Origin of the sequence: Eikenella sp. HMSC071B05 (genome assembly GCF_001811325.1) — a bacterium.
GTDB lineage: Bacteria > Pseudomonadota > Gammaproteobacteria > Burkholderiales > Neisseriaceae > Eikenella > Eikenella corrodens.
The window spans coordinates 1,951-22,018 of sequence record NZ_KV804548.1 but is presented as its reverse complement, the minus strand read 5'-3'; the positions used below and the strand labels follow the sequence as shown (position 1 = coordinate 22,018).

Below are 20,068 nucleotides of genomic sequence, written 5' to 3'. Positions count from 1 at the left end.
GGTGGATCTGATTGGTAGCCACATCAACTGTTTTACATACAAACTGGTGAGAGTTGCAGGCAATACAGCAACATGGTGAGATGAGTTTGATTACATGTAGTTTCTATTGGAACAGCTAAAAACCTTTTCAGGTAGCCTCAAGATAGTATGGAGGCTACCTGAAAACCGATGCAAGCCAAACAAACCGGCTGCCTGATGGGTTCGGGCAGCCGGTGTTTTGTGCGCGGATTACTTGAAGAAGTTGTCCATGCCGGGGGGCAGGCCGAGGCCTTGGGTGAATTGCGACATATGCTGTTGGGCAGCTGCTTCTACTTTGCGGGTAGCATCGTTGAAGGCGGCGGCAATCAGGTCTTCCAGCATTTCTTTGTCGGAAGCGGCATCGGCGGCGAGGCTGTCGTCGATGTGTACGCGTTTAACGGCGTGGTGGCAGCTGAGGGTGATTTTCACCATGCCGCCGCCGGCTTCGCCTTCCACGGTGATGTTGGCCAATTCGGCCTGTGCCTGTTTCATTTTTTCCTGCATTTTTTGTGCCTGTTGCATCAGGTTGCCGAGGCCGGCTTTGTTAAACATGAGTGTGCTCCTATTTCAAAGAGTGGGTGGGAATGAAAAAGTGCGGGAGCGGCCTTAGGTTTGGCCGTTTCCCTGCAATGCAAGGCTTTCGGGCAGCCAGCGGGCGCCGAATAGATTGAGGATATCTTGCGCGGCGGGGTCTTGCTCCAGCAGGCTTTGCGCCTGATCGCGGGCGGCCTGGCGCAGGCGTTGCTGGCGCATGGCGGGGGTTTCGGCGGCTGTGCCGCCGGCCGGCCAATCGGTGGTGCGGATGCTGACGGGATGGCCGTAGGCGGCAGCCAGGTGCTGCTCGATGCGCTGGATGTGTTCGCGGTTGATGCTGACTTGCCCGGCTTCGGCCACGGCGAGGGTGAGCAGGTGTTGCTGCGGGTTGTAGCCGAGGCAGGCGGTGTGCTGGGCGCTCATTTGGGCGGCACCGATTTTGGGGGCGATGGCGGCGACGATGTGCGGCCAGGTGTCGGTATCGGGCAGGGGCAGGGCAGCCGTGCCGGTGTGTTCCGGGGTTTCGGCAGCGGCCGATTGGGCTTCGGTTTGCCCGTTTGGGCTGTGTAAAAATCCGCTTTGTTCGGTTTCAGGTAGCCTTTCGCTGTCTAATCCGGTTTCGTTTCGGGATGCGGCATCATGTTTGTGCTGGGGCAGGCTGTCATTTTGGTTTCGGCTATGCGGAAACTCGTTTGCGGGGTTTTGGCTGGGCTCGGTTTCAGCTAGCCCTGGGCTTGGGGGGCTGTCGGGCAGGCCGCTTTCAAAACCGGCGGGCGGCGGGGCATCGTCCCACGGCGGGTTGCTTTCGAAGGCGGTAGGGACGGCTTCTGTCTGGGTAGGTTGCGGCTCGCTAGGGTAGGGGCGGCCGGGTTCGGCTGAACCGGGCGCGGGATTGCCGGATGCGTTTGGGTTGGGCGAAAGCCGATGCTGACTGTTTGGGCTGCCTGAAATGTTTTCAGGTAGCCTTTCGGTATGGCGGGCAGTGGGGGCGGTTTCTTGCGGCAGGGGTTCGTTTGGCGAAAGCCTGCCGTTGTTGTTCGGGCTACCTGAAAAGCTGCCGTGTTCATTTTGGCTGTTAGATTTGCTTTCAGGTAGCCTGGGTTCGGCTTGGGCTGGCGGGGCTTCTGCGGGATGGTTTTCGGCTGGAATGCAGGCCTTATCCGGCTGCGGTGTGGCAGCCGGACGGGGCTTTGGGGCTGGATCGTGCAGTTCGCTGCCGCTAATGTGGCTGCCTTCGGGCAGCTCGGCGGCGGCCAAGGGGGCGAAGGCGAGCAGGCGCAGCAGGGTCATCACGAAGCCGGCGTATTCATCGGGCGCGAGCGGCAGGTCTTGTTTGCCGTGGATAACGCATTGGTAATACAGCTGGATTTGTTCGTCGTTCAGTTGACTGGCGAGCTGTTGCAGGGTGTCGCGCTCGGGGTCGTCTGCGGGCACGGCGGCGGGGATGGTTTTGATGAGGGCGAGCTTTTGCAGCAGGAGGGCGAGCTCGCTCAAGGCGCTGTCGAAGCCGATGGCGCGGCCGGCCATTTCCTGTGCGGTGGCGAGCAGGGCGGCGCCGTCTTGGTTGGTAGCGGCTTGCAGCAGGGAATAGAGGTAGCGTTGGTCGACGGCGCCGATCATTTGGCGCACGTCGGCTTCGGTTACGCTGCCCGAACCCATGGCGATGGCTTGGTCGAGCAGGCTGAGTGCGTCGCGCATGGATCCTGCGGCGGCACGGCCGAGCAGGGCGAGGGCGGGGGCTTCGTAGGGGATTTGTTCGCTGGTCAGAACGTGCGCAAGGTGCTGCGATACCTGCTGGGCGGTCATGTTGCGCAGCACGAATTGCAGGCAGCGGCTGAGTACGGTAACGGGGACTTTGTGCGGGTCGGTGGTGGCTAGGATGAATTTGACGTGTTCGGGCGGCTCTTCCAGCGTTTTGAGCATGGCGTTGAACGCGCTTTTGGAGAGCATATGCACTTCGTCGATGATATAGACTTTGTATTTGCCGGCGGTGGGGGCGTATTGGGCGTTTTCCAGCACTTCGCGGATGTTGTCGATGCCGGTGTTGGAGGCGGCGTCGATTTCGAGCAGATCCACGAAGCGGCCGGCGTCGATATCGCGGCAGCTTTGGCATTGGCCGCAGGGTTCGCCTTCGTGCGGGGTTTCGCAGTTGAGGCTTTTAGCAAGGATGCGGGCGATGGTGGTTTTGCCCACGCCGCGGGTGCCGGTGAGCAGGTAGGCGTGGTGCAAGCGGCCTTTGCCCAGGGCGTTTTGCAGGGCTTTGACAACGTGTTCCTGCCCGACTAAATCGGCAAAGGTTTTGGGGCGCCACTTGCGGGCGAGAACTTGGTAGGCCATGTGGGATGCTTTGATGGGGTTGTTCGGGCGCACGGATGCGCGGTACGGCATGATGTTGCTAAGGTCGGTATTTTAGCATTATCAACGCTATTCTTGGGGATGGGGAAAGGCAAACAGGCTACCTGAAAACCGGATTTCAGGTAGCCTGCCTGTTTGGCCGGGCAGGATTTATTTGCCGTTTCCGCCGTTATTGGAGCGGAAGTATGCCCACTCTTCCACTTCTTTGCCGTCGGGCAGGATGCACATGCCATATTCGCTGCCGTCTTGGTTTTTGCGGATTTCAGACTTGCCGCCCTGCTGCACGCAGTACACGCTGGCGGGGTTGGCCATACCGACGGCGGGCATAGAGGCATCAGCCGACTCGGCGGCGGCAGGGGTTTGGCTGCCGGCGCAGGCGGCCAGGCTGAGGGCGGCCATCAGGGGGAAGAAACGTTTCATGGATTTATCCTTTTTGGGTGTTGCAAATGAATTTTCAGGTAGCCTTAATCAGGTTTAAGTTTGCTCTGATCAAGGCTACCTGAAAGATAACAGCTAAATGGAAAAAGGAACGTTAATCCGAGTTCGGCCAAGTAAAGGCGCGGTGCATTACAGCTTAACCTTGCGCACGGCGCGGCAACATTGGCGGTACCAGCGTTTTTGCGCGGCTTTCGGGGGCAGGCCGTCATCGGCGTAGTTCCAGCGCTCGTATTGCGCCAGCAGGCTTTCCAGCTCGGGGCTGAGGCATTCCTGTTCGCGCAGGATGTCGGCGGTTTCGGCGGGGCCGAGGGCGGCAGGGTCAATGCCTTCCACGTCGAGCAGGCGTTCTTTGATGCGGGCAAAACCTTCTTCCAACAAGTTGGCATAACGCCGACTGCTGCGCCGCCACCACAGCCACAGCGGAATCACGGCCAAAGTGCCGCCAACCAGCAGGAATACGAGCAGGCTCAATAAGTTGAAGCCGCCCAAGCCCAGGCTGCGGAACAGGCTTTGCTGCGAGCTGCTGTCGTAGTTCACCACCCATTGCTGCCAGTAAAACTGGCCTTCGGCGCTGAGTTTGCTCCACCATTGCCAATTGCCGCTGCCGGCCACCAGCTCTTGCTCGCCGCCCTCCAGTGCGGAGGAGAGGCCTTGTTCGATGCGGTTGCTGCTCACGGCGGCGGTGGGATCGACGCGCAGCCAGGCTTCTTCTTCGGGCAGCCACACTTCGGCCCAGGCGTGGGCATCTTTGCCGCGCACCTGCCAGAAGCCGCCGTCGGGGTTGTATTCGCCGCCCTGATAGCCGGTAACCACGCGGGCGGGCACGCCGGCGGCGCGCATGATGACCACAAAGCTTTCGGCGTAGTGTTCGCAGAAGCCGCGGCGGTTGTCGAACACGAAGTTGTCGATGCGGTCGGGGCTGCGGTCGAGCGGGGGATTGAGGGTGTAGGCGAAGGATTGGTTGCGGTAATAGGCCAGGGTGCGGTTGACGAAATCGACGGTGTTGGCGGATTGGCTGCGTAGCTGGCGGGCGAGCGAGCGGATGCGCTGGTTGCTGTAGCCGGGTAGGCGGCTCAGCTGGCGCTGGCGCGAGGGGGAGAGTTTTTCAGGTAGCCTGTTGCCGATGGCGGCACGAAGCACGAAACGGCGCAGGCCGTCATGGCTGCGTACGCGGATGGTGTGGCCTTCGGCGAAACGCATTTTGCTGCGGGCGTTGTCGGTATTGAAGTTGATGATGGGGTAGTCCAGCACAGGAATGCGGCCTTGCTCGTCGCGCATAATGATGCTGTAGGAAACAATGGTTTGCGTGTAGGCAGTGTCGGCGCGGGTAGGCAGTTCGTCATCATCGGCACGCCATTGTTCGCCGTCAAATTGGCTCATGGTGATGGCACGCCAATAGAGGTCGGCCGGATTTGGGGTATAACCCTCGTCGAAAGTAGCATTGAAAGCCAGCTCGTTGCTCTGCACCAAATTGCTGATGCTGCCCGGTTGCATGGTGTCGGACAGGCCGGTTTGGGCTTGGCCCGGCTTGGGTGGCTGCGGAATGCGCCACAAGGGTTCGCTCATGCGCGGCACGGCGATAAACAATACGGCGGCCAGCGGCAGGGTGAGCAGCAGGGCGGTAGCGGCGTGGTGGGCAGCCAGGCGCAGCGGCATATTCAAGAGGGCGATACAGGTGGCGGTGCCGAACAGGCCGGCCAACAGCCACAGGCCGATGAACATGCCTTGGTTGAGCAGCACGGTGGCACCCATCAGGAACACCATGGCGGTGAGCAGCATATGCCAATCGCGCAACACGCGGCTTTCATAGGTTTTCAGCAGTACCAGCAGCAGAAGCAGCGCGCTGCCGCCTTCGCTGCCGAGAAAGGTGCCTAACTGCGAAAACACGAAGCCAAACACAGCCAGGCCGCCGATGGCGGTGGCCCAAGCAGGCAGGCCGCGGCTGCCGATCAGCGTGAGCCCGAGCTGGATCAGCCACAGCACGCCGAATACGATAATGACGCCTACAGGCAGGGCGAAGGCCAGCGGCAGGGTAATCCATAGCAGCAGCAATAGAACGCCCAAACGCGGCAGGCGTTCGGGCGGGCGGTCGATGTATTCGGGGTTGAAAACGAGCATGGTGGTTGGGGTTGGATGGCGGCTTGGTTATTTGCTTTGCAGAAACTTGGTTTGCTTGGGCAAACTTCGTTTCAGGTAGCCTTTTTATCAGACGGTGTGTTTTGTGCACCAGTGGCCGCCAGTCTACGTTCAACCGGTTATCAGATTGGGCAGGCTGTGGCTCAGTTGCAGCGAATTGCCGATTATACCCAAATCCGCATCGGCAAAGCAGGCGTTTTCCAGAATTAGCCCGCCCTCAGGGCGCGAGGCGTGCAGGCTCATGCGCATTTGCGCGGGGGTAAAGGGCAATCCGCGTTTGCGGGCGTATTCGGCAGCGCGGCGGTTGGCGGTTTGCAGCATTGGAATCAGCGTAATGTCTAAATGAAACACGCGCACACCCAATACCAAAATACGGGCGGCAAACCAATCGGCTTCTTCCGTGAACACTTCCGGGCTGTGTTGCTCGAAATTGTGCCGCTCGGCAGCAATCAGGCAGGCCAGGGAGCGGATTTGCGGCAGCAGGGCTTCGCACAGCATGAAATCTTGCTGCTGCGGCGTATCGGTCTGCAAATCGGCACGGTGCTGGTTGCCGTCCACGGCCAAATACCAGCGTTGCAGTTCGGTGCGGGGCTGGGCGGGGGGAAGCTGGCGGAGTTGGCGGGCTAGGGCAGACATTTTATGTTCCTGTTCGGCTTGGCGGTTCATGGGAGGGATTCCGTGGGTGAGCGGCCTTGCCGGAGCAAATAAAAAACCGCTCGGGGTTTCCGGGCGGTAGCTTTTCTTTCGGCTGGGGTAGCGCAAATCAGGCGCACAGCAAAAGATACCGCTCGGCTGGGCGGTACCAATAAAACGGGGCGAAAGAGAAGTTTTGCGTATTCATGGGTAGGGAGTGTAAATGGAGTAGAGTAGGCTGTCAAGTGCCGGATGGCGGCGGGATTGGCGTTTTCAGGTAGCCTGGATAAACAGGAATAGCTAGTTTGAAAACTGTAAAAATAATATTACAGACAGTATGTTGGAGTAAAGCCGGGTTAAACGGTTTCGAAATTGCTTGTTCCGCTGCTATCATGCCCAGCTTTGTGGATACCGCACGGGCATTCCGAATTCTGTTCCAAATCAGCCGGGCTCAATCAGGTTTGGCTGGCTGTAGGAGAAAAAAGTTGAAATATTCTAATTTATTGTGGCTGCTGCCGCTTTTGGCTCTGGCCGGTTGCGTTTCGCCGGAAGCGGCGGGTATCCGCCGGCAACAGTCGAATATCAATTATGATGACGATGTGAAAATCGGCAGTTCGCGCATGGCCTACGGCTTCCGCAGCCAGCCTACACGCGGCAGGCCGGAGGTGGAAGTGCAGAGCAACAAAGCGCCGGGCGAGGCAGCGCAATGCCTGCAACAACAGCTGCAAACCCGTTTGCGTTTACCGGAAAACTTTATCCAAGTGCGCAGCTACACTAATTCGGCCTACACTGTGGCGCTGCACAACCCTTTCACGAATAAAGACGGCGTGGTGATGGATGTGCGCCAACGCGGCGTGAGAAGCTCGGAGATTAAACTGTATGCCAACGGCACCACGCTTTCGCGCGTTTGGCGCAGCATACCGGCGGCGTGCAAGTAGCCGAGCGTTTGCCAAGACATTATAATGGCAACGTTTTAATCCGATTAATCACACAGGCAGACGAAACATGAAAAAATATTTGCTGGCTTTGCTGCTGGCCTTGAGCAGCACCGCTTGGGCGTACCGCTTCCCTATCGACAGCATGGAAGTGGCCGTGCTGAAATCTGCTTCTTTCCCGCAGGTTACGCTCACTACCGACGGCTTTTCCTGGCTGCGCACCCTGACTTTGGGCTGGCTGGATGATGGCGCAAAAACTGTGGATATGGTGCAGGGTGTGCGCATTAAAGACGAGAACAACCGCTTCATTACCCACGGCCAGCTGCAAAACTACACCGGCCGCATTGTGGCTCTGCGCCGCAACGGGGCGGGCAATATCGTGGAAATGTGGATACTGACCCCGCAGGAAAACGAAGCATTCAAAGAACGCGCTGCTTTGCTGCAAAACCAGCAGCGTTAAGGCGGGATGAAAAATGAAACCTCCTGCTGCCCGAATGGGGCTGCGGGAGGTTTTGGTTTGTTGGGGTTTTGTTTTCAGGTAGCCTTTAGGAATAGGCTACCTGAAAGATTGCCAGCCATTCTGTGAGGCTACCTGAAAATACAGCGCTTAGTTTTCAGTTAGCCTTTTTCATAGGTTGATTTGGCTTAATCAGCACTGCCGTTATACACATCAAACCGGGTTGATTTGCCCGTGTATTGGTAATCCGGCTTGCGGCCGCACAGGAAATCGCCCAAGCGCGGGCGTTTGACTACTACACGGGCGGTGGCTGTGGCAAGGGCGGCATCGAGCAGGGCAGCATCGTTTTGCGCGGTGCCGACCAGCTCGTGAAAAAACGCCATTTCTTTTTTTACCGCCGCCGATTTGCGCCGTTCGGGGTACATCGGATCGAGATACACCACTTGCGGGCGACCGATTTCGGCGGCCAGTTGCGGCATATATTCGGCGGCATCGGCGTGATGCAGGGTGAGGCGGGAAGCGGTTTCGGCGGTGTCGGGGTGGAGCAGGGCGCGGGCCAGGCCGTCGGCCAAGAGGCAGTATACGGCGGGATGCCGCTCGAAAATATGCACGTTCAGCCCCAAACCGGCCAAAACAAAACTATCGCGGCCGAGCCCGCCGGTGGCATCCCATACGGTGGGCTGTTTGCCGCGGCCGACGGCTTTGGCCAGCAATTCGCCACCACCGTGCAGCCGCCGGTGCTGCGCCGCGCCGGCGGTGAAATCTACCCACACGGCGCCTTTGTCGCCCGCGCGGTGCAACACGATGCCGTGCTCTTCGGCGGCCAGGTAGAGGCCGGAGGCAGGCGGGGTGGTGGAGACAGTCAATGCGGGATGGCGGGCATAGTCGGGCAGGGTGTGCGGGGTGGGGGTGATGAGCGGGATGGGGTGCATGGTGGCTTACCGTCTGGTGTGAGGAAATAATTGTTTCAGCTATGGCGGCGGGTGTGTTCGTTAGAATAAGGTAGCAAAGCAGACAAGCGCAAAACCTACCCCTGTCATCAGAAATCCTCGCCAAAATGCGTCTTTATTGCTGCCTTCCCAATCACGCTGTGTAATCAACAGCCAGAAAAAGCCGAGAGACCAGGCACACATCCCGATAAGATAAATAAACAGCGCGTCTGTGTTGGATTGAAGGAATACCCACCATAGCGCCATATTGGCACTGAGTGAAATGCCTGAGGCCAGATAGGGTTTGAATTCTTTCCATTTGAGGCCGAACACGTACACAACTAGCGTGGGCAGCATCAATAAGAGAAACAGGCTCAAACCATACCAATCGGCATAAGCCATAAACAGTACCAGCATCGGCGCATAGAACAGCGCGGCGAGCAAGCCGTCCAGGGTGCGAGGATTCAGATTTCTCCACATTGGCTTCTCCTTGTATTTGGATTTTGGCTTTCAGGTAGCCTTATCTGCAGGCCGGTGATTGCCTAATAAAGATAGCGGTTATTTTACTCCTTTGGATTGGAGCCTGAATGGAAACGTGTACTGGTTTAAATTTAATTCACTATGAAGATGTTTTTTATATTCATATGGATAAACTTTCAGGTAGCCTCAAAGGCTACCTGAAAGTTTATCGCTTGATTCAGCCAAGTTATGCGGCTATTCGATTTCCAGGCGTTCCATCCGGTAGCGCATGGAGCGGAAGCTGATGCCGAGCAGTTTGGCGGCCTGGGTGCGGTTGTAGCGGGTTTTTTGCAGGGCCTGCTCGATAATCAGCCGCTCTACGTCGTCGAGGTAGTCCTGCACCTGGGTGCGACCGAGGACGAAGCCGGGCAGGTTGTCGAGCTGGCCGCTGCTTTCGGGAGCGGCTGCTTCAGCGGTGTCGGCGCTGATGCTGTTTTGGCTGACGGCGGCGATGGCGCTGCCCCAATCGTCGTCTTCATCCAACAGTGGGGAGCTGGAGAGCTGGAGGTCGGCGGCATCGATGGTGTTGTCGGCGGCCAGGGCGACGGCGCGTTCGAGGATGTTTTCCAGCTCGCGGAAGTTGCCGGGATAGCTGTATTGCAACAGTGCCTGTTTGGCGGGCTGGGTGAGGGTGTAGTCGCCGCCTTGGCGGTGTTTGCGCAAGAGCTGGGTGATGAGCTGGGGCAGGTCTTCGCGCATTTCGCGCAGGGGCGGCATGGTGAGGGAGACGACGTTGAGGCGGTAGAACAAGTCTTGCCGGAATGCGCCTTTGGCTACGAGGGCAGCGAGGTCTTTATGCGTGGCGGAAATGATGCGCACGTCTACTTTCACTTCTTGTGCATCGCCGATGCGGCGTACGGCTTTTTCCTGAATGGCGCGCAGGAGTTTCACCTGCATGTGCAGGGGCAGATCGGCCACTTCGTCGAGGAAGAGGGTGCCGCCGTGGGCGTGTTGGAAGAAGCCGAGGCGGTCTTGGTCGGCGCCGGTGAAGCTGCCTTTTTTGTAGCCGAAGAATTCGCTTTCCATCAGGTTTTCGGGGATGGCGCCGCAGTTTACGGCCACAAAGGGGCGGTCGCGCCGCTCGGAGAGTTCGTGGATGCTGCGCGCGGCCTGCTCCTTACCGGAACCGGATTCGCCAGCGATATACACGGGCACCGTGGTGCGGGCGAGTTTGCGGATCATCTGCCGGGCTTCTTCGATTTGCGGGGAACGGCCGATGAGGCGGGGGATGTCTTCGGGGTTGGCGGCAGGCTGTTTTTCAGCTGTAGGCTGGAGCTTGCGGCCGGGGGCTTTGCTCTCTTCCTGCGGCTCTTCGTTTTCAGGTAGCCCTTCGTCTGCGCCGTCTGCTTGGGACGGGGGCTCTTCTTTGGCCGGTGCGGGGGCGGGGCGGCTGTCTTCTTCGTGGATTTTGATGGCGGATTTCACCAAGGTGCGCAGTTGCGCCAGGGTGATGGGCTTTTGCAGGTAGTCGAAGGCGCCGGTTTTAATGGCCTGTACGGCCTGGTCGGCATTGCCGAAGGCGGTGATCACGGCCACGGGCACATCGAGCTCTTTTTCGTTGATGTATTCCACCACTTCGAGCCCGGAACCGTCGGGCATGCGCATATCGGTGAGCACGAGGGAGAACTTTTTGCTGTCGAGCCACTTTTTGGCAGCATTGACGCCCTCGGCGGTTTCCACCGACAAGCCCATTTTCATCAGGGTCATTTCCATCAGGTCGCGGATGTCTTGTTCGTCGTCCACAACCAACACTGGTTTTTGCAGGCTTTGTTTACTCATTGATATCTTTCGGCATGATTAGTTCGAATCCCTTGACTTCGGGATGATAGTGAAGCTGGCCGGAGTTGGCGTGCGCCAATTCGCGTGCCACATACAGCCCCAGCCCGGTGCCTTCGGAACGGGTGGTGAAAAACGGCTCGAACAGGCGCGGCTGGTTTTCTGGCGATACGCCGGGGCCGTCGTCCATCACGGTGAGCGATACGGATACGTTGTCGTCGGTGGGCTTCACCAAAACGGTGATGGAATCGGCCTGCTTGCTGCCGTGCTGCCAGGCGTTGTTGATGAGGTTCCATATAATCTGCTGCAGGTGCATTTTATCGAAATACACTTTCAGCGCACCGCCCTGCATATAAAGGTGCACGGCGTTTTTGGCTTCGGGTCGGGTGAGCAGGAATTCCTGTTTGAAATCGAGCCAGAATTTCATCAGGTTGATGGTTTGCGCATCGAGGCGGTCGCTCTTATTCAGGCTGCTCACTTCTTCCAGCATTTTATCGATACGCTGGATATTGTTGTCGATGATACCGCGCAGCTTGGTGGTCATCGGGTCTTCGTCTTCTTCGGCTAAGAGGCCGTTGGATTGGCGGATGGCGGAGAGCGGGTTGCGGATTTCGTGCGCCAGGTTGGCCGTGAGCTGGCCGAGCGCGGCCAGTTTGGTGGCCATGGCTTCCATGGCCACTTCTTGGTCGGAGCGGATAAACAGCATCAGCAGCGATTCGTCTTCGCGCACCAGCGGGCGCGCGCGCACCTGCACGCCTTGCCCGCCCAGCTCGGCATGGGTGATGAAGTTGCGTGTGGGTGCGCGCTGCCAGCGTTTCACCAATAGTGTGAACATTTCTTCATGTCGGTCGAGCTTTACATAAGGAAAATAGAGGCCGGCTTGGCGGTTCATCAGCCAGATACGGCTGCTGGTATCCACCACCACCACAGCCTCGGCCACATGGTTGAGCACCAGTTCGTTCAGGCCTTTGAGGCGGTCGAAGGCACGGCGGTGTTTGTTCAGGGTGGAGGAGGCGCGGTTGAGGAAGGAGGCGTAAAACGAAGTGAGCAGCGCCACCAGGTAGCCCACTGCCGAGAGCACGATGGTGTGGATAATCGCATTGCTGCCGGCTTGGCTGTTGGCTTCAAACGGCCAATAGTTTAGCCAAGTACCGATCAATAGCAAGAGGGCAACATAGGAGGCATACAGGAGCGGATAACGGCCGTGGCTGAGCAGGCAGGATACGCCGATAAAGGGCAAGATCAGAATGCCGAAGCCGGAGGAAATGCCGCCGGCCAGGTGCATCAGTATCACCATCATGGTGATATCGACTACCGCGCTGATGTTGGGCAGGTTGTTTTTCTGTTGCTGCCAGTTGGGAAACGCCATACTGAATACAATCAGCCCGCCATACACCGCCGCCCAGATATAGAAACGGCTGCCGAAAATGGGCATCGAAGCCAACTTGGCCATGCCCACATTCGAGCCGTAGGCGTTTACCAACACATGGAAGGTGAGCAGCGAGAGCAAGAGGCTCACGCGGGCGATGTTCATCAACCAGGGCAGGCGGTCGAGTTGGCTATCCCATTCGTTGGGGGTATACGATTTTGGTAGTTGGATCATGCTTCTCCCTCTTGCGTGCTGCTCAGGCTGATGAGGCTACCTGAAACATCCAACACCCGGCCTTTGCGGCCGCGTTTGCCTTCAATATCCTGCACGCGTAAGCGTTCGCGGTGTGCCGCACCGCGTTTGCCGCGGCTGCATACCCAGAAATCGGGGGTAGATACTAGGGCGGTGAGTTGCAGCGTGTCGCCGCCGCGCAGCGACATCAATTGCAGGCCGCGCCCTTTGGCCATCACTTTCAATTCGCCAATCGGGAAAGCGAGCAGGTGTTTTTCCGCACTGGCCAGCACCAAGCGGCAATCAGGGTTGATCAGTGCAGACTGGCGCACCGGCTGCGGCATCAGCAGGGTTTCGCCAGCCTCCAGTTTTACCACTTCCTTGCCCGCCTTCACACGGCCGACCAAATCGCCCAGTTTGGCGATGAAGCCGTAGCCGCCGCTGCCGGCCAGCAGGTAGTGTTCCTGCGGCTGCCCGGCCAGCATGGTGAGCACCGATGCGCCCGGCTGTAATTCCAAGAGCGAGGCCAGCGGCACGCCGTCGCCGCGCCCGCCGGGGATTTCGGCCGGATCGATGGTGTAGCTGCGGCCCAGCGTGTCGAGCACTACCACCGGATCGACGGTGCGCGTTTCCAGCGTTTGCTGCAATTCGTCGCCTTCTTTAAACGCGGTAGCCGACAAATCCAGCCCGTGCCCGGCACGGCTGCGAATCCAGCCCTGGCGCGACAGGATGAGCGTTACCGGCTCGTCGGCCGTGGTGTGGGTGAGCGCGGCGCGTTCGGCTTCGGCCACCAGCGTGCGGCGCGGGTCGCCAAACTGCTTGGCATCGGCCTGCATCTCTTTAATGATGAGCTTTTTCTTCGCGCCTTCGTCGGCCAATAAGTTTTTCAGGTAGCCTTCTTCTTCGCGCAAATCAGCCAATTCTTGTTCCAGTTTGAAACCTTCCAAACGGGCGAGCTGGCGCAGGCGGATTTCCAAAATATCTTCGGCTTGGATTTCGGAGAGGCCGAAAGCGGCCATCAATTCGGGCTTGGGCTCGTCGGCTTCTCGGATGACGCGGATAACCTCGTCGATGTGCAAAAAGGCGGTCATGCGCCCGTCGAGGATATGGATGCGTTTGAGCACCTGTTCCAGGCGGTGTTGCAGGCGGCGGGTTACGGTGGACACTCGGAAATCGAGCCATTCCTGCAAAATGGTTTTCAGGTTTTTCTGTGCAGGGCGGTTGTCGAGCCCGATCATCACCAAGTTGGCCGGCACATTGCCTTCCAAACCGGTTTGCGCCATGAGGGTGTTGATGAAGTTATCCGGCTCGATGCGGCTGGATTTGGGCTCGAACACGAGGCGCACGGGGTGTTCGCCGTCGCTTTCGTCGCGCACTTTGTCGATGAGCTCGAGCATCAGCTTTTTGGTGTTGAGCTGGTCTTGGTTGAGCTGTTTTTTGCCAGTTTTTGGTTTGGGATTGGTTTGCTCTTCGATTTCGGCCAGGATTTTCTGCGCGCTGGTGTTGGGCGGCAGTTCGGTGATGATGAGCCGCCATTGGCCGCGCGCCAGTTTTTCGATTTCGTAGCGCGCACGCACGCGGATGCTGCCTTTGCCGGTTTCGTAGAGCTGGAGCAGGTCTTTGGCCGGGGTAATGATGTGGCCGCCGCCGGCGAAATCGGGGGCGGGGATGTGTTCCATCAGCTCGGCGGTGGTGAGCGAGGGTTTTTTGAGCAGGGCCACGGCGGCAGCGGTGACTTCGCCCAAGTTGTGCGGCGGGATTTCGGTGGCCATGCCCACGGCGATGCCGGAGGCGCCGTTGAGCAGCACCATGGGCAGGCGGGCGGGCAGCGCCACGGGTTCGTCAAACGCGCCGTCGTAATTCGGCACAAAATCCACCGTGCCTTGATACAGCTCGGAAAGCAGCAGCTCGGCAATCGGGGTGAGGCGGGCTTCGGTGTAACGCATGGCGGCCGCGCCGTCGCCGTCGCGCGAGCCGAAGTTGCCGATGCCGTCGATTAAGGGATAGCGCAGGGTGAAGTCTTGCGCCATGCGCACCATGGCGTCGTAGGCGGAAGCGTCGCCGTGCGGGTGGTATTTACCCAAGATTTCGCCCACCACGCGCGCGGATTTCACCGGCTTGGAATTGGCAGCCAGCCCCATTTCCTTCATGGCAAACAGGATGCGCCGCTGCACGGGCTTTTGGCCGTCGCCCACGTCGGGCAGGGCGCGGCCTTTCACCACGCTCATGGCGTATTCAAGATAGGCGCGTTCGGCGTAGGGGGCGAGCAGCAGGATGTCGCTGTTTTCGGCGGATGCGGTGTTTTCTGGCATGGTGTGGCAGGCGTTTCAGTTGCTAAACGCCGTAATTGTAAAGCAAGCAAGGGTTTTCAGGTAGTCTGCGGGGCGGTGGGGCTGGCTGAAACCATCGCGGGAGAACGGGTTAAGTTTTGTAGTGCGCCTTGCGGGCGGCGGGGAGGGGGGTTTATAATGGCGCGCTTTCAGCGAGCCCGCATGGATGAAGGCTACCTGAAACCGGGAAGCCGGTGCATATCGGCATGAAACGTCTGACTCACTTTTAAGAGGTAGCAATAATGACTGAAAAACAAATCAAAATTTTAGGTATTGTGGCCAGCATCATGGCTGTGGGCATGTATGTGGCCTACATTCCGCAGATTGCCGACAACCTGGCTGGGCACAAAGGCAATCCGGTGCAGCCCTTTGTGGCTTTTGTGAACTGTACGTTGTGGACGGGCTACGGTCTGTTTAAAAAACCGCGCGACTGGCCGATTGTGGTGGCCAACGTGCCGGGCATCTTTTTGGGTTTGGCAGCCTGTTTTACCGCGCTGTAAGCCTTTTAACTTCGCAGCAACTACATTTTCAGGTAGCCCTTTTGCCAATACGGCAGGCTACCTGAAAATATTGTAGGGTTTCTGCCCAATGCCATCCAACCCCAAGCCCATGCTCTATCTGCACGCCTTCCCCTCGCCCTTGGGCAACATCCTCGCCGCTGCCACCGAACGCGGCCTGTGCCTGCTCGAATTTGCCGGCAGCCGGCGCATCGACGGCGAATTGCGCGATCTTCAGCGCCTGCTTGGCTGCCAAACCAAGCAGGGCGAAAACGAACACACCCGCTTAGTACAAACCCAGTTGGGCGAATATTTCCAAGGCACGCGCCGCGCATTCAGCGTGCCGCTGCTCGCTCCCGGCAGCCCGTTTCAGCGGCAGGTGTGGGATGCGCTGCAAACCATCCCCTACGGCGAAACCACCCATTATCAGGCGCTGGCCGAACAGTTCGGCAACCCTGCCGCCGTGCGCGCCGTGGCTGCTGCCAACGGTGCCAACCGCCTCTCCATCATCATTCCCTGCCACCGCGTCATCGGCAAAGACGGCAGCCTCACCGGCTACAGCGGCGGCCTACAGCGCAAACAATGGCTGCTCGACCACGAACAGGGCAGGCATCAGGTTCAGCCCGATTTGCTGGGCTAAGCAGAGGCGTTTCAGGTAGCCTGCCCGTGCGCTAAAGGCTACCTGAAATTCCATCTACTTCATTTTTCACGTATCATCTGCCTCCCCGCAAACACCGCCACCAACATGACCACCTTCACCCACCAACACACCGCCCACTGCGAAAGCGGCGTGATGTCCACCCTCCTTACCCACCACGGCTGCGCCATGAATGAAGCCATGGTGTTCGGGCTTGCCCACGCGCTCACCTTTGTGTATCTGCCCGTGGTCAAACTCAATGGCATGCCCCTGATTTCCTACCGCATCGCCCCGCGCGGCATCATCAAAAACGTTTGCCGCACCCTCGGCGTGAAGCTGGGTATGCGCAAATTTGCCCAAGCCGAGCGTGGTGCGGCCGCACTGGATGAGGCGCTGGCTGGCGGGCAGCCGGTCGGCTTGCAAACCTCCGTGTATTGGCTGCCTTATTTCCCGCCCGAAATGCGTTTTCATTTCAACGCCCACAATCTTTTGGTGTATGGCCGCGAAGGAGAGGATTATTTAATCAGCGACCCCGTGTTTGAAACGCCCCAGCGCTGCGCCGCCGCCGATTTGCAGCGTGCCCGCTTTGCCAAAGGCGCCCTGGCCGGCAAAGGCTTGATGTACACACTCAACACCGCCAGCCTGCCGACAAAGCAACAACTGGCCGAACGCCTGCCTGCTCTGCTGTATGCCGCCATCCGCAAAAACGCCAAACAAATGCTCGCCCCCGTATTTTTTGTGGGCGTGCGCGGCATCCGCACCGTGGCCAAGAAAATCGAGTGCCTGCCGCAAGAGCCGGAAAAATACCAAAAGCTGTGGCTCGGCCACTTGGTGCGCATGCAGGAAGAAATCGGCACCGGCGGCGCCGGTTTCCGCTATCTTTATGCCTATTTTTTAGAGCAGGCTGCCGATATTTGCGCCAACCCCGCCCTGCAAACCGCCTCGCAGGAAATGACCGCCATCGGCGACCAATGGCGGCAGCTGGCCAGCCAGTGCGTGAAACAATGCCGCCGCCCGAGCGAACAAGGCTGCGCCCAAATCGCCGCCTTCCTGCGCGAAATTGCGGATCAGGAAGAAAAACTGTGGCGGGGGCTGCTGCACATCGGGAAATAAGCCGGAGAACAAGTTAAAAGGCTACCTGAGAATTTCAGGTAGCCTTTTCTTTTCAGGTAGCCTTCCCGGCATCTCAAGCAGCCTGCTAAAGGCTACCTGAAACTTATCGGCATTATTTCGCCTGTTGTGCGGCCAGTTGTTGCGAGAAGGCGGCCACTTCGTCGCGTTTGGCGCGGGCTTTGCCGCTGTCGATGGCTTCGCGCGCCATGTCCACGCCTTCGTCCAGCGTATTGGCTACGTTGCCGGCGTAGAGCGTGGCACCGGCGTTGAGCAGCACGATGTCGCGGTGGGCGCCGGCTTCGCCTGCTAGTACGCGGTTAATCATGGCGAGCGATTCGGCGGCGGAGGCTACCTTGATGTCGTCGAGATTGGCGCGCACGGGCAGGCCGAATTGTTCGGGGTGGATGTCGTATTCGGCAATCAGGCCGTCTTTGAGTTCGGCCACGCGGGTGGGGCCGGTAAGGGTGATTTCGTCGAGCCCGTCGCTGCCATGCACCACGAGGGCGTGTTTGCTGCCCAGCTGCTGGAACACGCGGGAGAGGATGCCCACCAAATCAATGTGGAACACGCCGATGAGCTGGTTGGCGGCACCGGCGGGGTTGGTGAGCGGGCCCAAGATGTTGAACACGGTGCGCACGCCCAGCGCGCGGCGCACGGGGGCGACGTATTTCATGCTGCTGTGGTGGTTGGGGGCAAACATAAAGCCGGCACCGCATTGGTCGATGCATTGCCCCACTTGTTCGGGCGAGAGGGCGAGGGAGATGCCGGCCAGCTCCATTATGTCGGCCGAGCCGCTGGAGGAGGACACGCTGCGGTTGCCGTGTTTGGCCACTTTGGCGCCGGCGGCGGCGGCCACGAACATGGCGGTGCTGGAAATATTGAAGGTGTGCGCGCCGTCGCCGCCGGTGCCGACCACGTCGACGAGTTTGTCGGGCTCGGCCACGGGCACTTTGGCGGCAAATTCGCGCATTACTTGGGCAGCGGCGCTGATTTCAGACACGGTTTCCACTTTGATGCGCAGGCCGATGAGGATGGCGGCAATCAGCTCGGGGGCTACTTCGCCGCGCATGATTTGGCGCATGAGGTCGGTCATTTCATCGTGGAAGAGTTCGTTGTTGCTGAGCAGGCGCTGCAGGGCTTGTTGGGGGGTAAACATCGGGTTTCCTTATGAGGTGGTTTGGGTTTCAGGTAGCCTTGGCGGGAAAAGGAAAGGCTACCTGAAAAGTTGTTGGGCATTTTCAGGTAGCCTTCGGTATACGCTATTTTTGCAAGGCGGCTTTGAGCAGGCGGCTCACATCGCTCATATCAGCCTGGCCGGCGAGGCGTTTTTTCAACACGCCCATGGCTTTGCCCATATCGGCCATGCCGGATGCGCCGGTTTGGGCAATGGCTTCGGCCACAGCACTTTGGATTTCGGCTTCGGAAAGCATTTCGGGCAGGTAGCGCTGGAGGATGGATACTTCGGCCAGCTCTTTGTCGGCCAGCTCTTGGCGGCCGGCTTCGTGGTAGATGGCGGCGCTTTCTTTGCGCTGCTTAATCATTTTGCTGAGCATGGCGGTGATTTTGGCGTCGTCGGCTTCGGCGCGCTCGTCCACTTCGTAGCGTTTGATTTCGGCATTGGCCAGGCGGATGGTGGATAGGGCGAGCGTGTCTTTGGCGCGCATGGCGGTTTTCATGTCTTCGGTGAGGCGGGCTTTCAGGCTCATGGTGTTCTCCTTTTTGTTTGAGGTTTGAATTTGAAGTTTCAGGTAGCCTTTAGTTTTCTGTGAAGTGAGCCGACGCAGGAACGAAAGTTCGGCTCACTGGCTATTGCGGGCGGCGTGCTCTTTGAGGAAGTTGGCCAGCATATCGTGGCCGTGTTCGGTGAGCAGGGCTTCGGGGTGGAATTGTACGCCTTCCACGGCGTGTTGTTTATGGCGCACGCCCATGATTTCGCCGTCTGTCGTCCAGGCGGTGATGTCGAGGCATTCGGGCAGGCTAGCGCGTTCGATGGCGAGGCTGTGGTAGCGGGTGCAGTTTACGGGGTTGGGCAGGCCGGCAAATACGCCGTTGTTGGTGTGGTGCACGGGCGATACTTTGCCGTGCATCAGCTCTTGCGCACGCACGATGCGGCCACCAAAGGCTTCGCCGATGGCTTGGTGGCCGAGGCATACGCCCAAAATGGGAATCTGCCCGGCAAAGCGGCGCAGGGCCGGCACGGAAATGCCGGCTTCTTTGGGCGAGCAGGGGCCGGGGCCGATCACGAGGTATTGGGGTTGGAGTTCGGCAATTTCGTCCAAGGTGATGTCGTCGTTGCGGCGCACGCTAATTTCCTGGCCGAGCTCGGCGAAATATTGGACGATGTTGTAGGTGAAGGAGTCGTAGTTGTCGATAAACAAAATCATAATTTGAATATATTATTGATTCATAATGTTATATGTTTTACTAATTGCTATTAGTACCCGCTTTTATACCCGCTTTAATTTTTGCTGGCAGCTTCTGCGGTTTCAAGAATCCAACGCTGGATTTCGCTCTCCAGCCAATATGTAATTCTGCCATCTTTCCGCCCCTTCGGGAAAGTGCCGTTTTTCATGCTGTCGTAAATCTTGGTTGTGCCATAACCAACCATATTGCGGAGTTCAGGTAGCCTGATTCGTCTTTCTACTTGCATTTTTTTCTCCAAATGAAAGATTAAAGATAGTCTTAATTGGTGACCTAGTTGATCAATAATTGCTAGGGCAGGTTGTATTCAACATGCCAAGATAGGTTTAGGTGGCTTACCTTCAGAATAAGCAGTAATGCTAGGTGCTTACCCATCTGTTGTATCGGTAGAACCATATTAGCAGTAAAAAGCCCTAAAATTTTTTCAGCCCATTCTCAAGGGAAGATGAATATTGGCAAACCATATGGCGGTTTGAAACTTGGAAAAGTTTTTGTTCACTGAGTGGATAACAGGTCACTTTGGATTGGCGTAGCTGGTTATCCCTATAAAAAGTACGATGGCCACAAGTGTATTCATGTAATGGAACTAGGTTCTGTTAATGCTGAGCGCCGCATGGTTTTTAATACAAAATGGAAATAACATTAAATATCAATGGATTGATATTTTTGAAGTGATTTATGCCCGAGAGCTTAGTAAAACTCACTAACCGGAGAACCTGGTCAGGCACACTTCCCCATCT

General features: G+C 58.1%; 19 protein-coding genes. 5 read left to right on the top strand and 14 right to left on the bottom strand.

The window, feature by feature from the left end:
* Window positions 1-228: 228 nt before the first annotated feature.
* From HMPREF2796_RS04980 to HMPREF2796_RS04960, 5 genes are all read right to left on the bottom strand, one after another.
* Entirely contained in the window at window positions 229-570 is a 342-nt protein-coding gene (locus HMPREF2796_RS04980) for a YbaB/EbfC family nucleoid-associated protein (protein WP_003822314.1), read from the bottom strand.
* Between the two features lie 54 nt (window positions 571-624).
* The gene (gene dnaX / locus HMPREF2796_RS04975; protein ID WP_070631713.1) at window positions 625-2,889 is read right to left on the bottom strand and encodes a DNA polymerase III subunit gamma/tau; all 2,265 of its coding nucleotides are present in this window, start codon (window positions 2,887-2,889) and stop codon (window positions 625-627) included.
* A 168-nt stretch (window positions 2,890-3,057) separates the two neighbouring features.
* The gene (locus HMPREF2796_RS04970; RefSeq protein WP_070631450.1) at window positions 3,058-3,327 is read right to left on the bottom strand and encodes a putative hemolysin; all 270 of its coding nucleotides are present in this window, start codon (window positions 3,325-3,327) and stop codon (window positions 3,058-3,060) included.
* Window positions 3,328-3,474: 147 nt separating this feature from the next.
* Window positions 3,475-5,463 carry a transglutaminase TgpA family protein gene (locus HMPREF2796_RS04965; RefSeq protein WP_070631448.1) on the bottom strand — a complete coding sequence of 663 codons (1,989 nt, stop codon included), beginning with the start codon at window positions 5,461-5,463 and terminating at the stop codon, window positions 3,475-3,477.
* Between the two features lie 129 nt (window positions 5,464-5,592).
* Window positions 5,593-6,117 carry a hypothetical protein gene (locus tag HMPREF2796_RS04960; RefSeq protein ID WP_070631710.1) on the bottom strand — a complete coding sequence of 175 codons (525 nt, stop codon included), beginning with the start codon at window positions 6,115-6,117 and terminating at the stop codon, window positions 5,593-5,595.
* A 482-nt stretch (window positions 6,118-6,599) separates the two neighbouring features.
* Between HMPREF2796_RS04960 and HMPREF2796_RS04955 the strand changes: the two genes are divergently transcribed.
* Both HMPREF2796_RS04955 and HMPREF2796_RS04950 read left to right on the top strand, forming a co-directional pair.
* On the top strand, window positions 6,600-7,052 hold the full coding sequence (locus tag HMPREF2796_RS04955; protein WP_023886960.1) for a hypothetical protein: 453 nt from the start codon (window positions 6,600-6,602) through the stop codon (window positions 7,050-7,052).
* A 67-nt stretch (window positions 7,053-7,119) separates the two neighbouring features.
* Window positions 7,120-7,509, top strand: coding sequence for a hypothetical protein (locus tag HMPREF2796_RS04950; RefSeq protein WP_023886959.1), 390 nt, complete (start codon window positions 7,120-7,122; stop codon window positions 7,507-7,509).
* Between the two features lie 185 nt (window positions 7,510-7,694).
* Here the strand turns inward: HMPREF2796_RS04950 and HMPREF2796_RS04945 are convergent, their stop codons facing one another.
* From HMPREF2796_RS04945 to parC, 5 genes are all read right to left on the bottom strand, one after another.
* Complete coding sequence (locus HMPREF2796_RS04945; protein ID WP_070631446.1) at window positions 7,695-8,438, bottom strand: class I SAM-dependent methyltransferase; 744 nt, start codon at window positions 8,436-8,438, stop codon at window positions 7,695-7,697.
* Between the two features lie 60 nt (window positions 8,439-8,498).
* On the bottom strand, window positions 8,499-8,915 hold the full coding sequence (locus HMPREF2796_RS04940; protein WP_070631444.1) for a hypothetical protein: 417 nt from the start codon (window positions 8,913-8,915) through the stop codon (window positions 8,499-8,501).
* 234 nt (window positions 8,916-9,149) lie between these two features.
* Window positions 9,150-10,733 carry a sigma-54-dependent transcriptional regulator gene (locus HMPREF2796_RS04935; RefSeq protein WP_070631443.1) on the bottom strand — a complete coding sequence of 528 codons (1,584 nt, stop codon included), beginning with the start codon at window positions 10,731-10,733 and terminating at the stop codon, window positions 9,150-9,152.
* Entirely contained in the window at window positions 10,726-12,333 is a 1,608-nt protein-coding gene (locus HMPREF2796_RS04930) for a sensor histidine kinase (RefSeq protein WP_070631441.1), read from the bottom strand. The genes HMPREF2796_RS04935 and HMPREF2796_RS04930 overlap by 8 nt, the downstream gene beginning before the upstream one ends.
* On the bottom strand, window positions 12,330-14,642 hold the full coding sequence (parC, locus tag HMPREF2796_RS04925) for a DNA topoisomerase IV subunit A (RefSeq protein WP_070631439.1): 2,313 nt from the start codon (window positions 14,640-14,642) through the stop codon (window positions 12,330-12,332). The genes HMPREF2796_RS04930 and parC overlap by 4 nt, the downstream gene beginning before the upstream one ends.
* A 260-nt stretch (window positions 14,643-14,902) precedes the next feature.
* Between parC and HMPREF2796_RS04920 the strand changes: the two genes are divergently transcribed.
* From HMPREF2796_RS04920 to HMPREF2796_RS04910, 3 genes are all read left to right on the top strand, one after another.
* Window positions 14,903-15,160 carry a SemiSWEET family transporter gene (locus tag HMPREF2796_RS04920; protein WP_023886953.1) on the top strand — a complete coding sequence of 86 codons (258 nt, stop codon included), beginning with the start codon at window positions 14,903-14,905 and terminating at the stop codon, window positions 15,158-15,160.
* Window positions 15,161-15,248: 88 nt separating this feature from the next.
* Window positions 15,249-15,797, top strand: coding sequence for a methylated-DNA--[protein]-cysteine S-methyltransferase (locus HMPREF2796_RS04915; RefSeq protein WP_240067781.1), 549 nt, complete (start codon window positions 15,249-15,251; stop codon window positions 15,795-15,797).
* 105 nt (window positions 15,798-15,902) lie between these two features.
* Window positions 15,903-16,907, top strand: a complete 1,005-nt coding sequence (locus HMPREF2796_RS04910) for a BtrH-related acyltransferase DarH (protein ID WP_070631437.1) — start codon at window positions 15,903-15,905, stop codon at window positions 16,905-16,907.
* A 112-nt stretch (window positions 16,908-17,019) separates the two neighbouring features.
* On the opposite strand, the gene trpD is transcribed toward HMPREF2796_RS04910, so the two are convergent.
* The 4 genes from trpD to HMPREF2796_RS04890 all read right to left on the bottom strand — a co-directional run bounded on the left by trpD (window position 17,020) and on the right by HMPREF2796_RS04890 (window position 19,557).
* Window positions 17,020-18,063: an anthranilate phosphoribosyltransferase gene (gene trpD / locus HMPREF2796_RS04905; protein ID WP_070631433.1), complete on the bottom strand. Its 1,044-nt coding sequence runs from the start codon at window positions 18,061-18,063 to the stop codon at window positions 17,020-17,022.
* Between the two features lie 103 nt (window positions 18,064-18,166).
* A complete protein-coding gene (locus tag HMPREF2796_RS04900; RefSeq protein ID WP_070631431.1) occupies window positions 18,167-18,613 on the bottom strand; it encodes a GatB/YqeY domain-containing protein in 447 nt (148 codons plus the stop codon).
* Between the two features lie 93 nt (window positions 18,614-18,706).
* Window positions 18,707-19,291 (bottom strand): aminodeoxychorismate/anthranilate synthase component II, encoded by a 585-nt coding sequence (locus tag HMPREF2796_RS04895; protein WP_070631429.1) that lies wholly within the window; start codon window positions 19,289-19,291, stop codon window positions 18,707-18,709.
* Window positions 19,292-19,365: 74 nt separating this feature from the next.
* Window positions 19,366-19,557, bottom strand: a complete 192-nt coding sequence (locus tag HMPREF2796_RS04890) for a helix-turn-helix transcriptional regulator (RefSeq protein WP_070631427.1) — start codon at window positions 19,555-19,557, stop codon at window positions 19,366-19,368.
* Window positions 19,558-20,068 lie beyond the last annotated feature (511 nt).

Excerpts from the sequence above, each read along its gene's own strand:
- HMPREF2796_RS04945 (WP_070631446.1), bottom strand. The coding sequence starts at position 8,438 with ATGCACCCCATCCCGCTCATCACCCCCACCCCGCACACCCTGCCCGAC.
- HMPREF2796_RS04940 (WP_070631444.1), bottom strand. The coding sequence starts at position 8,915 with ATGTGGAGAAATCTGAATCCTCGCACCCTGGACGGCTTGCTCGCCGCG.
- HMPREF2796_RS04890 (WP_070631427.1), bottom strand. The coding sequence starts at position 19,557 with ATGCAAGTAGAAAGACGAATCAGGCTACCTGAACTCCGCAATATGGTT.
- HMPREF2796_RS04965 (WP_070631448.1), bottom strand. The coding sequence starts at position 5,463 with ATGCTCGTTTTCAACCCCGAATACATCGACCGCCCGCCCGAACGCCTG.
- HMPREF2796_RS04900 (WP_070631431.1), bottom strand. The coding sequence starts at position 18,613 with ATGAGCCTGAAAGCCCGCCTCACCGAAGACATGAAAACCGCCATGCGC.
- parC (WP_070631439.1), bottom strand. The coding sequence starts at position 14,642 with ATGCCAGAAAACACCGCATCCGCCGAAAACAGCGACATCCTGCTGCTC.
- HMPREF2796_RS04970 (WP_070631450.1), bottom strand. The coding sequence starts at position 3,327 with ATGAAACGTTTCTTCCCCCTGATGGCCGCCCTCAGCCTGGCCGCCTGC.
- HMPREF2796_RS04935 (WP_070631443.1), bottom strand. The coding sequence starts at position 10,733 with ATGAGTAAACAAAGCCTGCAAAAACCAGTGTTGGTTGTGGACGACGAA.
- HMPREF2796_RS04910 (WP_070631437.1), top strand. The coding sequence starts at position 15,903 with ATGACCACCTTCACCCACCAACACACCGCCCACTGCGAAAGCGGCGTG.
- HMPREF2796_RS04895 (WP_070631429.1), bottom strand. The coding sequence starts at position 19,291 with ATGATTTTGTTTATCGACAACTACGACTCCTTCACCTACAACATCGTC.
- dnaX (WP_070631713.1), bottom strand. The coding sequence starts at position 2,889 with ATGGCCTACCAAGTTCTCGCCCGCAAGTGGCGCCCCAAAACCTTTGCC.
- HMPREF2796_RS04950 (WP_023886959.1), top strand. The coding sequence starts at position 7,120 with ATGAAAAAATATTTGCTGGCTTTGCTGCTGGCCTTGAGCAGCACCGCT.
- HMPREF2796_RS04960 (WP_070631710.1), bottom strand. The coding sequence starts at position 6,117 with ATGTCTGCCCTAGCCCGCCAACTCCGCCAGCTTCCCCCCGCCCAGCCC.
- HMPREF2796_RS04980 (WP_003822314.1), bottom strand. The coding sequence starts at position 570 with ATGTTTAACAAAGCCGGCCTCGGCAACCTGATGCAACAGGCACAAAAA.
- HMPREF2796_RS04930 (WP_070631441.1), bottom strand. The coding sequence starts at position 12,333 with ATGATCCAACTACCAAAATCGTATACCCCCAACGAATGGGATAGCCAA.
- HMPREF2796_RS04915 (WP_240067781.1), top strand. The coding sequence starts at position 15,249 with ATGCCATCCAACCCCAAGCCCATGCTCTATCTGCACGCCTTCCCCTCG.
- HMPREF2796_RS04920 (WP_023886953.1), top strand. The coding sequence starts at position 14,903 with ATGACTGAAAAACAAATCAAAATTTTAGGTATTGTGGCCAGCATCATG.
- trpD (WP_070631433.1), bottom strand. The coding sequence starts at position 18,063 with ATGTTTACCCCCCAACAAGCCCTGCAGCGCCTGCTCAGCAACAACGAA.